Here is a 678-nt window from a genome sequence, read left to right as displayed (position 1 = left end):
AGCTTGATGTAGTTTTCTTCCTTGAGAAACTGAAGAATAGCTGTAAATACAGTCTCTAGAACGTCTTTCATACGCTCAGAGCGGAAACGGTTAATGGTACGGAAATCTGGACGCTGCCTAGCAGCCAGCCACATAAACATAATATTTTCACGTACCGCTTTGGCGATTTGGCGAGAGGAGTAGATGCGCTGTGTGTACGCATAGATAACGACTTTCATGAGCATTTTAGGGTGATAGCTGTCCCGGCCACCTCCGGGATAAGCTTTGGTGAAGAGCTTCATATCTAAGCGATTGACCGCATCGTTGATGACGCGTACGAGATGATTTTCGGGGATATCTTCTTGCAAGTCCATTGGCAAGGACAGTTGATCCATGGTATATTCTTTGTACATAAAGAAGCCTCTCTTTACTTAGAATGGTTGGGTGGTACCTCCATTTTAACAAGGGTCGGCTTCTTTTTGTTTGAGCATTTCATGAACAGGATAAAGGGCAGACGGAGCATGAAATGATTCTGGAGAAGCGTCAGCGTTCGCTTTTGTAAGGGGATTCCCTACCTCTGAATATTAATTCAAGGAATCCCTGAGCAATGGCGATCGGAAGAACATTTCATGCGCAGGCTGCTGTTTAGCCTAGATAAAAAGGGGTGCCCATCGTCATTTTCATGACTTATGGGACACC

General features: G+C 45.0%; 1 protein-coding gene. It reads right to left on the bottom strand.

The window, feature by feature from the left end:
• On the bottom strand, positions 1-392 hold a 392-nt coding region (locus CFI03_RS18005), incomplete at its 3' end, for a transposase (protein ID WP_248758299.1).
• Positions 393-678 lie beyond the last annotated feature (286 nt).

The organism is Paenibacillus sp. ATY16 (assembly GCF_003399985.2).
Taxonomy (GTDB): Bacteria; Bacillota; Bacilli; order Paenibacillales; family Paenibacillaceae; genus Pristimantibacillus; species Pristimantibacillus glycanilyticus.
This window is presented reverse-complemented; position numbering and strand designations above follow the sequence as displayed.